A 14,622-nucleotide genomic window follows, 5' to 3' on the forward strand; every position below is an offset into this window, starting at 1 on the left:
CGTTTATCTTCCCCAACCGCTACACATTGCATACAGTCTCACTCGACCAGCTGCCACCCAGGCGTTGAGTAGTACTTGTCTTGATGGACAAATAACGGATGCGCTTTGGCTTCTTGTAAGCTAAGCACTGGGGTAACGCAAACATCAATGGGTGCGAAATGCCGCTGCCAATGGGCGAGTGTCTGACTGGCAAAGGCATCGCTCACAGCCTTTGCTGCTGCTTGGCTCTCAGGGGAGTTTGGCATAACGCCAAGCTGCCAATGGCTGTCTTTTAGTGCTGGCAGTGCCAACGCCTCGCACAGCCCTTGCCAAAACTTCAGCTCCAATGAGCCAACAGCCATATAGCGATTATCAAGGGTTTTATACAAACGATAGCAAGGCAATAGCCCGCCCAAAAAATCAAGATGCGGTGCAGGCATGTCTCCTGAAAAGCTTTTGACCAGCGCGCCCGTTTCCTTGGGCATGACCAGATGCTGGTATAAGCTGTGGGTCATGCTGACCGCGATATGACGACCCTTGCCGGTACGCTGCGCGGCAAACACTGCAGCGAGCAGCGCAATGACAGCAGTATCACTGCCGCCTGCCAAGTCTGCAAATTGTACATTGGGCATGGCCTGCTCGCCACTTGCGGTTTTTAATTGGTCAAGGACACCACTCATCGCCATAAAGTTGATATCGTGGCCAGCTTTATGCGCCCAATCATGACTGGCTCGTGGGTGATTGATCGCACTCGCATCTATTGCAGCGCTCTCGCTCTCATTGGACGCTTGAGCCGTCACGCCGTAGCCAGTGATTGATACCATCACAAGCTTTGAATTAAGCCCATGCAGCGTTTTGGCATCCAATCCCATGCCTGCTAACACACCAGGACGAAAGCTATCGAGCATGACATCGGCATCTTTGATATGCGCTTTGATAGCCGCAATGCCTTTGGGGTCCCGAAAGTCGTGTCTTTCGGTAGTTTTGCCATGGTTTAATGCGGCAAACAGCTCACCGAAGGCTCTAGCAGGGTCGCCATTTTTGGGTTCGATCTTGATGATCGTTGCACCCAAATCGGCCAGCAGGCGCGTGGCAAATGGCCCTGGTAAGTTACGCGTCAAATCGACCACTCGCAGCCCTTGTAAGCAGTCTGCCATGGAGTTTACGATTGAATCAGTCGTTAAGTCAGTCGTTACATCAGTCATCAGAGAACACCTCACCTTTAGCCGCCATATCGAGCACTATTTGCGCTGGCTGAAAACGCTCGCCGTATTGCTCAGCAAGCTCACGACTGCGCGTGATAAACGCCTCTAGCCCCATGGCATTGATAAATTGAAGCGTACCACCGTGATGCGGCGCAAAACCCCAACCAAAGATAGCGCCGATATTGGCATCCGCGACAGAGCGCACGACATTTTCTTGATAGCATTTAGCCGACTCATTGGCTTGAATAAACATCAAGCGATCGATTAGCTCTTGCTGGGCTGGCTGCTGGGCGCGTGGTGGATATAAACTCAGCAACTCAGGCCACAGGTATTTATCGCCCTCATCAGGATATTCATAAAAGCCTTTGCCGGTCTTTTTACCTTGGCGATTGTGGGCTTTGACCAATGTTTTGAGTATCTCGTACGAGGGGCGCACGGATACGGGCTTACCTTCAGCGGCCATATCCAGCTGCTGCTGTTCGCTCACGTGCAGCGCCAGACTGAGAGAGACCTCGTCTTGCAACGCCAGTGGCGGCATCGGCATACCTGCCTTTAGGCCAGCGACCTCGATACTGCGTGGATGTACGCCCTCACCTAGCATAGCGATACCCTCTGACACGTAAGTGCCAAATACCCGTGAAGTATAAAAACCGCGACTGTCATTGACGACGATCGGTGTTTTGCCGATTTGCAGCACATAATCAAAGGCTTTTGCCAAGGTGGCATCATCGGTCTGCTCGCCCATGATGATCTCCACCAGTGGCATCTTGTCGACTGGCGAGAAAAAATGCAGCCCGATAAACTGCTTGGGGCGCGTACTAGCCTGAGCCAATCCAGTGATCGGTAATGTCGAGGTATTAGACGCATAGACAGCCGACTCAGCAATCACCGCGTCACTTTGCTGGGTACATTTAGTTTTAATCTCACGGTTTTCAAACACCGCTTCAATAATCAGATCACAGTCAGCTAAGTCTTCATAAGAAGTGGTCGGCGTGATGCGATTTAGCAGTGTCTGCTTTTTCTCAGCTGTCGAGTGCTGACGGCTAATGGCTTTATCCAAAGGGGTATTGATCGACATTTAAAGATTATTGAGTAAGTTCTTACACACTGCTAGAGGTCGGCAGTCCATAGGCTACTTTTTCGATGATCTCATCTTGCTGCAGCACTATCAGCTGATAGCCCTGAATCACCCCATTGTAAGGCAAATGACCATCAAACTGCTGATAATGCTCACGGATACTCTGCTTGATTGCCGCCTTGCGCTCGCGCTCATCTAATGTCGTAAACCCACTTGGCAAATGCACCTCAGTTGCCAACGCCGACCCCCATCGAGACAGCCAATTGGCTCCGTCAACAAACGCAAAATCGACTTGCGCTCGCAGACAATAGTGAGGCAAAGAATCAGAGTGTTGCGCTACTTCGGCTTTAATCTGGGCGATATCTTCTGCAAATGGCTCATAAGGCAGCTCAAGTATCTCAAACAGCGTGGCCAAAAACGCATCGGCACTAAAGTATCTGTCCATATAACTGTCATCAAGCCCAAGATGACGATGACACAAGACATGGCGCAAGCGCTCACAAGCGGGTATGGTATGACCTAACGGATAGCCCATGGCTCTAATGATATCTGGTGCACGCATCTCTAGCGTGTTGATTTGAGTAACAATATACTGAGCAAGCGGGTGCTGCGGGCGATAGTGACGAGTGTATTTTGAAAGATGAGATGAGTGGCTCATGATGGTGAACACCTTAGATTCCTATAACTCCGACGAAAAATAATAAAATCAGGCACAAATGAGGATGTCGGAGTACAGGCTCATGCGCTTTACCAGAATTGTTTTATATCGTGCTGGAAGTTGCAAGGGTTGCACGCCATCATTCAACTGACATCATCGTCGTCAGTAGCGATTGGCAATACAAAACTGTTAAACCCACGATAAATCGTTTTATGATGATAGCACATCAGATAAGCGTAAATAAATACGGAACTGTGTGTCTGTTTGTGAATAATTATTTTACTCTCAAATAACTGCTTTTTTAGATGAAGTCCATCCTTTAATCCTCACCCCCGCTCTTTAGTCCTCTCCGTAGTAGGTTGCGTCATCCATCCAAACGATCGGATCTTCGCATAGGTGAACCAAGTGATACCAAATATCACTACTGCGGGCGATACGGTGATGACCGCCGTCGAAGTAATCGACTTCCCAGCTCTCAGGCAGATTGACCAAAGTTCGTCTGGCCACCGCCACATCCAAGCTTTCATCGTCGACCTCTACCATGACCCGCATCATCTCAGTGTTTGATGTCGGAAAAGACAGTTTCATATCAGAGATGTTTGGAATACGATCGGCCAACACCTCATTCGGATAGATACAAGGCGCAATCAATAACGCCCGCAAGTTGTATTGATGAGCAAAATGATTGGCAAACCAGCCACCCAGCGAATGCCCTGCCAGCACCACACGTGGATACTGTGTTATTTTTTCACGAATCAAGGCATCGTAAATCTCAAACACCTCTGCAAAATTATCTCGATAATTGACCGTTTGGCAATATTTTGGCTCACGGGTGATACAGGTATATTTGCTGGTCTCATTGCTTGAGTCGAGACCATGAAAAAACAATAAAAACGTGTCATTATTTTCGATAGGAAACATCATAGCGTCCTCCTTTTTTAATAATTATTTAATTTTTTCACCAGCTTGGCTTATAGATTTAAATTAGATTAAACTGCTTTTTGGCTATAGTCAGTTCACTATAAAAATGTTATAGCAAGGCTGATAGAAATTTTTGCAGCCTCTGTCTGCGTAGGCACAGCACGCCAAAAAATTTTTATCGGCCTTGCTGATCAATAAACTTATGACTCTTTTATTTAGAATCGACTATAGCGACCTGCGCTTGGTATAAAGCTAAAACCTCCTCACAAGCTTGCATTGAGATATTTTTTGCAAATCCTTTGTTAAACCAAAAATCATAAATAGCTTGGACGATACCTTTTACCGCTTGCGCATCCTTTGGCTTCTGCTCTTTTAATTTACGCGCAATGTCTTGTGCCTGTATATCCGACTCGCTATAGGGTGCACTCCAGCCCACGCAGTAACGATATAGCACATCGTTAATCGCCAACACAAATATGGCATTGGCCACCCCAAATGCGTCAATCAGCCGCTCAAGCAGCGCACAACGCTCCTCGTAAACACTGGCCTCTATCGGCATCTCGGACTTTTCAAATAGGCAATCGCTACTGACCATAGGCAAGGGCTTACTAAAATCCTCCCATAGCAGTGGATAAGATTTGCCAATACCGCCTTTCTCCACCACGTTAAAGCGCCAAATGGCGTAATGCGTCTTAGCCCCCTTAAAGGGCAGGTGTATCAGCCACTGCATCAGCGCATCACTGTCATAAATGATATGACTGCTACCGATACGCACGCCTTGCATGGGCAGTACATCGGTGTATACACGGTCCATGTCATTACTATAAAGCTTTACTTTATTTAGATTTTCCTCACTGATATCACCGAGCTTGGCCCCTGCCTCTATTATGTTTCGATAGGGCATAAATGGCGCTACCCAACTGAGCGTCTCATCGCTATTATTCACAAAATAAATGTCATCTACATAATTATCTACCGACACACTCTCGAGATAAAACAAGGGCGTTTTTCGTACTCGCCCTTGCTCATCACTGGCCAACGCCGTTAACCCAGACAGTTTTGAGCGACCTGCCCACTGCATATTGTCTACGCGTTTTTGCTCAAATTCATACGTTAACTTTGTCATCGTTATATCCTTATTATTTTGATTTTGGTTTGTTTGTCGCTTTTTTTGGTTGCTCTTTGCTCGATGCAGGGCTTAAGCAAGCCGAGCGTGTTCGCCATTTTATTAAATGACGTCGCTTATCTATCAGTTAGTATTTATAAAGGAAAGTAGATTAATCGCTTTGGTCAAGCAGTTGTTTTATGAAGCGGGTTTTTTGACGCAGTTTGCTATTATCGTCTCATCAGCATGTTTGCCAGACTCACGAGCGTTTTTGTGTTCAATCTTTACGCTTATTAACAACTATGATTTTTGGATTTGTAAAGACAAAGGAAGATAAGATAAAACGAAAATAGCATCATTAAAGACAACTCAGTGAAAAAGTGAGGCATTGCGCCCCGAGGGTTCACTGTTTGCTCAGTTGTTGTTTATAGTCAGTTTTAGATAAAATCGATACGCTCATATGAACGAGCAACTGGTATAAATTTTCCTTGCTTACTGTGTCTACGCTGACAGATGCTGCGCAAAACTCATACCAGCTGCACTGTATCGTTTTTAAAGTAAACCAACTATATCCGGTTATGATTTTTAGAATTATTGCTGCCTGACTCAATAACTATAATATAAAGACTGATAAAAATACAGTGTATTTATATCGTCTGCGACAACGGCTGTCGCGTATTCACACTTACGGTGAGTCATGAGTCATACTCATAAGACAAGACCTACTCAGCGGCATCTATCAGAGTATTTAGCGTGTCTGCCATGTCGTCATCGAGCAGATGATCTTCTATATAATTGAGCAACTGATGGATGGTGTTTAGATCCATCGCTCTGATGCCTAAGCTGGCCAGCGCCTCGTTAATAGATGCTAAAGAAGTTGCTGTATCGTCTAAATCGCCTTCAGACTCACCATGGACCAGCCAGTATATTTTTTCTAGCACGGTGTTTTTTTCGGTCAAGGTAGAATAACCGTCGCCTTGGATAAATAGATTAAAGTGGTACGGTATTTCGATATCATTGATAAAAAACGTACGCATACAGTCTATGGTATAGGCTTGATTGTCTGAGCTGTCATTTGAATTTGAGCCTTCGTTACTGTCTTCGGCTTGCTCGTACTCCAGCTGCTCTGTTACCAAGCTGCCTAATATCTGATAACCGCCTGCTTTTACCTTGTGATTATAGATAATCGCCGCATCCGCTATGGCATCAAAGATGACCGCAGCAATGTCCAACGTATTGTCATCGATATCATAAAATTGCTTTAGTGCGGGCAAAAACTCGCTTAGCTGGTCTTCGGGTACGTGCGTGAGAAACTGCTGCTCGTATATTTTTATCATGTCTTCAGGAGCATAGGTGTTTACGTTGTCGGTCTCGTTTCTGCCAGTGGGTTGTAACGGCAAAAAGTGATAAGGGTTTTCTTTGGTCATGCAGGACGGCCTTGTTGTATGAATTGATGGTTTGATAGCGGCTATTATCTCTTATTTAGAGGTTTTTAGATATACGGTCTAGATGAGCGCGATTGACGCGATATCGTCCGTTCGATATCAAATTAACAATCCTTAGCAAAAAATCTCTTTAACTATAGTCAGTCTTTTATAAATAAGATACAATGCTTTTAAAATAAAGAGAAAGATATAATCATTATGACTTACTCAGCAGACTTTCGAACGCAAGTTATAAAAAGCGTCAAAGACAAAGACATGAGCATTCGTCAAGCTTGTGTTTTCTATGACATCAGCAAAACCACTTTACAGCGTTGGCTGAAAAATCCAAGTATCAAACAAACTCGGGATAAGCCACCCAGTAAAATACCAAATGAAGCACTTCTCAAAGACGTCGCGCAGTATCCAGACGATTACATGTACGAGCGAGCTCAACGTTTAGGCTGTAGCAAGTCAGGCATTGATATTGCCCTAAAGCGCCTTGGTATCAGTCAAAAAAAAGACCTTAGAGCATCCAAAAGCGTGTCCAATAAAAAGAGCAGCGTATCAGAGTAAGCTCAATAGTTTTATTCAGCAAGGCTATCCCATTGTGTACATGGATGAAAGCGGCTTTGAGGCTGAAACCATTCGTTCTCATGGCTATGCACCGATAGGTAAACCCTGTATCGACAGCTATAACTGGCAAGCAAGAAAGCGCACTAACGTTATTGGTGCGCTCTATGAAAAAATGTTATTTGCCTTAGATTACTTTGAGCAAAATATTAACAGCAGCATATTCTACCACTGGTGCAAACACACGCTAATACCAAGTCTTAAAACAAAATGTGTGATCGTGATGGACAATGCTAGATTTCATAAGAACAAATGCATTCAAAAACTACTGAACAGACATGGCCATCGTATTCTTTGGTTGCCACCCTACAGCCCTGATCTAAACCCCATTGAAAAGAAGTGGGCACAGGCAAAATTTCTACGTCAAGGCTGGATGGAGAATAATCTACCTAAGCTGTTTCATGATATGGGTTGTATCTCTTTTATTCTAGACTGGCTATAATGCCTTTGACTTGGTATCTTGCCTCGCCATTCTTATATTGCCAAAGGTGTTTACCACCCAGCATTTTTACCCCCTTATTGGCTAATCTTCTTATCGTATTAGAGCGTGTCCTCATAGTTCTTACTTAATTATTCTTACTCATCGAGTGAAGACACGCCCTAGCATTTTCTTGTATTGGATCTTATGAAACACAACATTGAGGCGAGCTTAGATGCTCGCCGGACTCAGTATTTTCAAGTGTTTTTGATGGGCATCAGTGCCTTTATCATGAATACCACAGAATTCGTCCCCGTCGCCCTACTCAGTGACATTGCCCAAGATTTTTCTATCACCACTGCCGAGACTGGCTGGATGCTGACGCTGTATGCGTGGATCGTTGCGGCCATGTCATTGCCGCTGATGCTACTGACCAGTCGCTTTGAGCGCAAAAGCTTACTACTAGGGTTATTTGCAGTATTTATTGCCAGTCATGTACTGTCCGTATTTGCTTGGAACTTTGATGTGCTGCTGATCAGCCGCGTAGGTATCGCGCTATCACATGCGATATTTTGGTCCATCACCGCGGCGATTGCCATACGAGTAGCACCAGAAGGCAAAAAAGCACTGGCACTAAGCGTACTTGCGACGGGTACCTCATTGGCGATGGTGCTAGGGGTGCCGTTGGGGCGTTTGGTTGGTCAATGGTTTGGCTGGCGCGCGACGTTTGGCGGAATTGGGGTAATTGCTTTTGTGGTATTTATGCTACAAGCCAAGCTGTTACCGACCTTGCCCAGTATGTTTCAAGGCTCTTTTAGAAAAATACCAGAACTGCTAAAAAACCCACTATTGGTCTGCCTGTACTTGCTTATCCTATTGGTCTTTACCGCTCACTATAGCGCCTACTCTTATATTGAGCCGTTTATGCGGCAGGTCGGCTCAGTGAGCGAAAACTCAGCGACGATCATTTTACTGTTATTCGGTGTCGCAGGGATTGCCGGCAGTGTCATATTTAGTCGTTGGGGTGATCGATTTAACACGCGGATTATGCTGGTCTCGACGATACTGATGCTTTTATCTATGCTAGTACTGCTGTATGTGGTGACCTCGATCTGGGCGCTCAGCCTAATTGCCTTGTTATGGGGCGCGGCGCTGATGCTACTGATCATCTCCATGCAGGCCAAAGTCATCATGGTCGATGTCAATGCCCAAGACATGCTGATGTCGATGTTTTCGGGTATTATCAACTTAGGAATCGGTACGGGTGCGCTCTTTGGTGGATACGCGGTGACGCATCTGTCGCTATCAAACGTGGGCTATGTCGGAGCGGCCATCGCTAGTGCGGCACTGCTACTGATGCTATTTATGATAAAACGCTTTCCTGAGCTGAGTAAAAGACTCGGCTAGTTAAAGCCAGATGATTCGAACCCAAATACAATGCCAGCCTACTAAACGGTCTGGCATTTTTTATGCTACTCATCACCATATCTTAGGGCGTGTCTTCAATTCACGCGATAGCTATCTAAATGGGCTAAAAATGGTCAAATCTTGTCAAACGTCGTCAAATAGCTGGTCAATATCCTGATATTAACGGCGCTATTTTCCTTGTTTGACGGCAATTTATCTCATTTTTATCACCATTTTTGAAATAAAGACACGCCCTAGTAATTTACATAAACAGCAGCAATTTGCATAAACTTTTATAACTTCTATTGAACGAGTGTTCAGGCAAAGCTATACTCATTGCTACCGGACTTTTTGTACTGCATTACCCACACAAGGATAAGTGTAAAATGGGCAATCTTTTACGCCAGACGGCGGTGTTACTTGGTTTGTGTATCATGCGTATGGGGCACATAAGCGCCAGTTTTTTCGGTCTTTCGGAGAAACAACATGCGTGAGGATAGCATGGCATCAGAGCCGCGCAATCGCACGCCGCCGCTTAGCTTAGGCAGGTTACATTATGCTTGGGTTGTCGCTGTTACAGGCTCTATAGCGATGTTTTGCGGGCTGGGTTTGGGGCGATTTGCCTTTGGTATGCTGCTGCCGTCGATGTCGGCGTCTTTGGCATTGAGCTACACCCAAAGCGGTATATTAGGTTTTGCCAACCTGATCGGTTATCTTGTCGCTGTACTTTTAAGTCCGCTTATTCTACCTAGGTTTGGTACTCGTTTAACCGGTACGGCCAGTCTTGTGGTCATCGCAGCCTCTATGCTTGGTATGGCGTTTACCACCAGTTTTCCTATGCTTTGCGCTTTTTATGTGCTCACTGGCATTGGCAGCGGCGGCGTGGTCTTACCAATGATGAGCGTCATGTCTCACTGGTTTTTTCCGTCGCATCGCGGGCTGGCGTTGGGGCTGGTGATGGCAGGGCCTGGCTTTGGTATTATCCTATCGGGCTTTGTCGTCCCAAAACTATTGCCCTTTTTTAGCTTACTGTCTTGGCAGACGGGTTGGCTGATTTTTGCGCTGATCAATATTGTGGTGGCGTGCCTTACTTTTACGTTGATTCGCAATCATCCAGACGATGTCACGCGCAGCCCTTTCGGGCGTATACCTACTTCGCCCGTAAAAAACAAGAAAAAGCTGGAACGCAGTAACCTCAAGCTACTCGTGCATTTGGGCGTTATCTTTGCTATCTATGGCGCGACTTATATGGTTTATGTGACCTTTATCGTGACCAGCATGGTGGGCTCTTATCAGCTCAGTGAGGCGTCTGCAGGCAGTATTTGGGCATGGATTGGTCTACTGAGTGTCTTTTCGGGCATGCTTTTTGGCTGGATCTCTGATCACATTGGCCGTCGCCTTGGGCTCGCGCTGGCATTTTTCTTTCTTGCCATCGCTTATTTGTTAGTCGGCTTAACGGATTGGCATTTGGGGTTATATTTGTCGATTATTTTGTTTGGTTTCGTGGTCTGGAGCGTACCTGTCATTATGGCCGCCTGCGCTGGTGATTATTTTGGTGCCGCGGCAGCAGCCAGTGCGCTTGCAGCGCTGACATTTGCTTTTTCGAGTGGTCAAGCGCTTGGACCGGTGGCAGCAGGTTATCTTGCAGAGCTGACGGGCGACTTTCGCATCAGTTACATGGTCTCTGGTATTGCCGCCTTTGTCGCCATTGGACTGGCTTTATTATTACAGCCGCAAAAACCGCTTTAATTTGCGCCAAAGTTTGGCCGCTTGATAAGGCAAATGACTTTATAATAATGGCGTTTTTTAGACAAAAATGATCAACAACATAGAGTCAATCCAGTATAAAAAAGATAGAGTGATACGTTGATGTACTTAGGGCGTGTTGAACATTCAACACGCCCTAATCAGACAGAGATTTTTAAGGGGAGCCACATGAGTGCACAAGCCAAGTTCAATCGTGATGAGGTGATCGAAAAAGCCAAAAACCTCTACTGGAAAAAAGGCTATCACGCCACCTCGATGCGAAACCTACAAGATGTCGTCGATATGCGCCCTGGCAGCATCTATGCCGCGTTTGGTAATAAAGACAGCTTATTTACAGAAGCCTTAAACCGCTATGCTGAGCAAGGCGCAGCCAATCTTGCCAGTTGTATTGCCCAAGAAGAAACCGTGCTCGCAGGCCTACAGCGTTTTATTCGAAGCGTCACCATCTGTAGCAAAGGCTGTGCGCCCAGCGGTATCTGCATGGTGGTCAAAACCATCGGCGAGCTGACACAAAACGATAGTCCAGAATTGCTCACCCATGCGACCAGCATCTTAAAGCAGGTAGAAGCCTCTTTTGTCAACACCTTTGAGCTAGCGATCGACCATGGCGAGATCAGCTGTGATCAAGACCCTGCCGAACTGGCACGCTATTTCCAAATCCAGCTCATCGGCTTGCGTACCTATGCGCAGGTCAACCCTGATACAGAGGCCATCGAGCGGTATATTGATACTATGTTTAGGCATTTTTTATGACATGGTTTTTGACAGATTTTTGCCATGGCGTTGAACATAACTTTTAACATCACTTAAACGCAAGGCCCATGTGATGTCATCATTTAGTTAACAGCTATTTTTTAATAATTGCTGACAGCGCTCAATCACCGGCGCATCGACCATCTCGCCCTCTACCTTAAACACCGCCTGCCCGTGGCGCTCGTACTCTGTCACCACTCGCCGAGCGAACTCAATCTCGGCAGCGGTCGGCATCAGCGCGTTTTGTACCACGGCCACCTGTTTGGGATGGATACAGAGCATCCCTGCCATCCCCATCTGCGACCAGAGCTGCACGCGCGCGCCCAACCCTTTGGCATCCTGAAAATCAGGATACACCGTATCGATGGGCGGCGCTAACTGATGGATTTTAGAGCTAAGGATGAGCTGATAGCGAATCTGATTGGCGATAATATCTGCCGCCGGCGTTCCTACCTGTACGTTCAAATCATTACACAAATCCAAAAACCCATAACTAAAAGCGCGCAGCCCCGACGCTTTTGCCATCGTATCGACTTGATACAGACCACGCGCGTTTTCTATCAGTGCAATGACAGACAGTCGAGTTAAATGATGGACGGATTCGATATCTGTGGCCTGTTCCGCCTTGGGCAATATGATGCCAGCGAGATTGGGCATCTGCTCACAGGCTTTTATGTCTTTGGCAAACTCATCACTGCCTGCTTGACTGATACGCACCCACACGGGCCGATAGTCGGCATGAGCATAATACTCTTGTAACGCCTTGCGCGCTGACGCTTTATCCTCTATAGCCACGGTATCTTCTAAGTCGATAATGACAGCATCTGCGCCACTGGCAAAGGCTTTGGCCACTCTGTCCATGCGCGTTGCCGGTACAAATAGCCATGTATTGGCATAGTGAGTGTTTTCGGTATGTGCAGTATCTTCTGTACGTGATGTCATTCCAACTCTCATTAATGTATATTGATACGTATTTTGTCATTATTCGTTCATTCTAACATTGAGTTCAGCGACAATGTAGTTTATGATTTTGAGACCTTATTTTATCTTATTTGTAGAGAATCAAAATGTTTGAACGCGTCGACTATTATGCGGGTGACCCTATCTTGGGTCTAGTAGATAAATTTGTTGCTGATAGCAACCCAAACAAAGTCAATTTGGGCATCGGCATCTATTATGATGAAGACAGCAAATTGCCAGTACTTGAGTGTGTAAAAACCGCCGAGCAACGAATTGCTGACCCCATCTCGCCCAGACCTTATCTGCCGATGGCAGGATTGCCAGGGCATCGCCTCGCCTGTCAAAACCTACTGTTTGGTAAGGACGCCGCGGTGCTACAAGAAAAACGCGTCGCTACCATTGCCACATTGGGCGGCTCTGGCGCGCTAAAAGTCGGCGCTGAGTTTATCCATGAATGGTTTCCTGCCTCCAAGTGCTATGTGAGCGATCCGACGTGGAGCAACCATATTGCTATCTTTGAAGGCTCGGATGTCGAGGTGGGCACCTATCCTTACTACGATACTGCCACCAGCAGCATTAAGTTTGATGAGATGCTAGCTTTCATTGCAAAGTTAAATAAACACGATGTGGTGCTACTACATCCTTGCTGCCACAACCCAACTGGTATGGACTTGACCCATGCCCAGTGGGATGAGCTATTGGACATCATGAAACAGCGTGAGCTGATTGCATTTATGGACATCGCTTATCAAGGCTTTGGGCAAGATATGGACCACGATGCTTATGCCATTCGCAAAGCTGTGGCGCTGGGTTTACCTGTGTTTGTGAGCAACTCATTTTCCAAAAACTTGTCGCTATATGGTGAGCGCGTGGGCGGCTTGTCTGTGGTATGCCCTACGGCAGAAGAGGCCGAGCGCGTCTTTGGCCAGCTCAATTACGCCGTACGCCGTATCTACACCAGCCCGCCATCACACGGTGGCCGCGTGGTCGATATCGTCATGAACGACGAAGCGTTGCACCAGCAGTGGGTCGGCGAAGTTTACGGCATGCGTGACCGCATCAAAGCCATGCGCCTCAAGCTAAAATCAGTACTAGAAGCCAACGTGCCAGCGCGCAATTTTGACTACATCACCAAGCAAAACGGCATGTTTAGCTTCACAGGATTGACCCCCAAGCAAATCGAGCGCTTACAAACAGAGTTTGGGGTTTATATCGTCTCAAACTCACGTATGTGTATGGCAGGCCTAAACGTCAACAACGTCGACTATGTCGCCAATGCCATGGCCGAAGTGCTAAAAGACTGATCGCGCTGAGCGAAGTGCTAAGCCATTTACAAACCGTATAAAAAATTAAAACCGCCTAGAGACCCACCTCTGGGCGGTTTTTCACTTTACGTACAAGCTGTGCTGTTATGGCCAATCACTCATTACTATTTAAGACAAAGCTAAGCAAATGACTAATTATTTTCAACTGACTATCAGTGACTCAGCAAATAATTAGGCAAGCATACCGCCATCGACGACCACCGTCGCACCCGTGGTATAGCTCGACGCATCAGACACCAGATACAACACCGTGCCCGCCATCTCGTCCGGATCGGCCACGCGTCCTAACGGAATGGCATGTAGCGCCATTTTTAAGACCTTATCATTGGTGGTCAAGGCCGAGGCAAACTTGGTATCGGTCAGACCTGGCAATAGCGCATTGACGCGAATGTTTAAAGGGCCGCACTCTTTGGCAAAGGCCTTGGTCATACTAATCACCGCCGCTTTAGTAATTGAATAGATACCTTGCTTATCACCGGCGACCAAGCCATTGACCGAAGCGGTGTTTAAAATCACCCCGCCGCCCTGCTCGCGCATCATCTTACCCGCCGCCGTCGACATAAAGAAATAACCACGAATATTGACTTCTACCGTCTTATCAAACGCGCCCAGATCGGTATCTAAAATATGACCATAATAAGGGTTTGCCGCGGCGTTATTGACCAAGATATCAATACGGCCAAATTCACTCTTGATATGCTCAAAAACTGCCTCTATCTGCTCCATATCACCAACATGGCAAGCAAAGGCACTGGCTTTATGACCGTCGGCGACAATACTATCAGCGACCGCTTGGCACGCATCAATTTTTCGGCTAGAGACAATCACATGCGCGCCTCTAGATGCCAATAGACGAGCGATAGACTCTCCAATACCGCGGCTTGCGCCAGTCACTAACGCAATCTTACCCGTTAAATCAAATAAATCTTTCATCATTACTCCTTATATTTTGAACTAGCTATTCAATTTTTATCGGAAATACTTCATAAGTT

The 14,622-nt window shown here is 46.5% G+C and carries 14 protein-coding genes; 6 read left to right on the forward strand and 8 right to left on the reverse strand.

Translation table 11 applies throughout. The annotated features are described in order from the left end of the window. Positions 1 to 38: 38 nt before the first annotated feature. The 6 genes from AADH33_RS08230 to AADH33_RS08255 form a co-directional block, all read right to left on the reverse strand. Positions 39 to 1,184, reverse strand: coding sequence for a CaiB/BaiF CoA transferase family protein (locus AADH33_RS08230; RefSeq protein ID WP_348548577.1), 1,146 nt, complete (start codon positions 1,182 to 1,184; stop codon positions 39 to 41). Continuing rightward, a complete protein-coding gene (locus AADH33_RS08235; RefSeq protein ID WP_348548578.1) occupies positions 1,177 to 2,262 on the reverse strand; it encodes a 3-hydroxyacyl-CoA dehydrogenase family protein in 1,086 nt (361 codons plus the stop codon). The genes AADH33_RS08230 and AADH33_RS08235 overlap by 8 nt, the downstream gene beginning before the upstream one ends. Before the next feature lie 22 nt (positions 2,263 to 2,284). Then, positions 2,285 to 2,920 (reverse strand): hypothetical protein, encoded by a 636-nt coding sequence (locus tag AADH33_RS08240; RefSeq protein WP_348548579.1) that lies wholly within the window; start codon positions 2,918 to 2,920, stop codon positions 2,285 to 2,287. Positions 2,921 to 3,259: 339 nt separating this feature from the next. After that, positions 3,260 to 3,844 carry an alpha/beta hydrolase gene (locus AADH33_RS08245; protein WP_348548580.1) on the reverse strand — a complete coding sequence of 195 codons (585 nt, stop codon included), beginning with the start codon at positions 3,842 to 3,844 and terminating at the stop codon, positions 3,260 to 3,262. 208 nt (positions 3,845 to 4,052) lie between these two features. Continuing rightward, a complete protein-coding gene (locus AADH33_RS08250) occupies positions 4,053 to 4,967 on the reverse strand; it encodes a hypothetical protein (protein ID WP_348548581.1) in 915 nt (304 codons plus the stop codon). Positions 4,968 to 5,668: 701 nt separating this feature from the next. Then, the gene (locus AADH33_RS08255; protein WP_348548582.1) at positions 5,669 to 6,373 is read right to left on the reverse strand and encodes a hypothetical protein; all 705 of its coding nucleotides are present in this window, start codon (positions 6,371 to 6,373) and stop codon (positions 5,669 to 5,671) included. A gap of 216 nt (positions 6,374 to 6,589) precedes the next feature. Between AADH33_RS08255 and AADH33_RS08260 the strand changes: the two genes are divergently transcribed. The 5 genes from AADH33_RS08260 to AADH33_RS08280 all read left to right on the forward strand — a co-directional run bounded on the left by AADH33_RS08260 (position 6,590) and on the right by AADH33_RS08280 (position 11,345). Then, positions 6,590 to 6,943: an IS630 transposase-related protein gene (locus AADH33_RS08260; protein ID WP_348548343.1), complete on the forward strand. Its 354-nt coding sequence runs from the start codon at positions 6,590 to 6,592 to the stop codon at positions 6,941 to 6,943. Further along, complete coding sequence (locus AADH33_RS08265) at positions 6,870 to 7,442, forward strand: IS630 family transposase (protein WP_348548583.1); 573 nt, start codon at positions 6,870 to 6,872, stop codon at positions 7,440 to 7,442. Before AADH33_RS08260 ends, AADH33_RS08265 begins: the two co-directional genes overlap by 74 nt. 183 nt (positions 7,443 to 7,625) lie before the next feature. Further along, the gene (locus AADH33_RS08270) at positions 7,626 to 8,825 is read left to right on the forward strand and encodes a sugar transporter (RefSeq protein WP_348548584.1); all 1,200 of its coding nucleotides are present in this window, start codon (positions 7,626 to 7,628) and stop codon (positions 8,823 to 8,825) included. A gap of 486 nt (positions 8,826 to 9,311) precedes the next feature. After that, positions 9,312 to 10,574: a YbfB/YjiJ family MFS transporter gene (locus AADH33_RS08275; protein ID WP_348548585.1), complete on the forward strand. Its 1,263-nt coding sequence runs from the start codon at positions 9,312 to 9,314 to the stop codon at positions 10,572 to 10,574. Positions 10,575 to 10,760: 186 nt separating this feature from the next. Next, positions 10,761 to 11,345 (forward strand): TetR/AcrR family transcriptional regulator, encoded by a 585-nt coding sequence (locus tag AADH33_RS08280; RefSeq protein WP_348548586.1) that lies wholly within the window; start codon positions 10,761 to 10,763, stop codon positions 11,343 to 11,345. Positions 11,346 to 11,432: 87 nt separating this feature from the next. Here the strand turns inward: AADH33_RS08280 and AADH33_RS08285 are convergent, their stop codons facing one another. Further along, positions 11,433 to 12,287: an HpcH/HpaI aldolase/citrate lyase family protein gene (locus tag AADH33_RS08285; RefSeq protein ID WP_348548587.1), complete on the reverse strand. Its 855-nt coding sequence runs from the start codon at positions 12,285 to 12,287 to the stop codon at positions 11,433 to 11,435. 125 nt (positions 12,288 to 12,412) lie between these two features. Between AADH33_RS08285 and AADH33_RS08290 the strand changes: the two genes are divergently transcribed. Next, on the forward strand, positions 12,413 to 13,609 hold the full coding sequence (locus AADH33_RS08290; RefSeq protein WP_075101160.1) for an amino acid aminotransferase: 1,197 nt from the start codon (positions 12,413 to 12,415) through the stop codon (positions 13,607 to 13,609). Positions 13,610 to 13,801: 192 nt separating this feature from the next. On the opposite strand, the gene AADH33_RS08295 is transcribed toward AADH33_RS08290, so the two are convergent. Next, a complete protein-coding gene (locus AADH33_RS08295; RefSeq protein WP_348548588.1) occupies positions 13,802 to 14,566 on the reverse strand; it encodes an SDR family oxidoreductase in 765 nt (254 codons plus the stop codon). Positions 14,567 to 14,622 lie beyond the last annotated feature (56 nt).

Origin of the sequence: Psychrobacter sp. KFRI-CH2-11 (assembly GCF_038239325.1) — a bacterium.
Lineage (GTDB): Bacteria > Pseudomonadota > Gammaproteobacteria > Pseudomonadales > Moraxellaceae > Psychrobacter > Psychrobacter celer.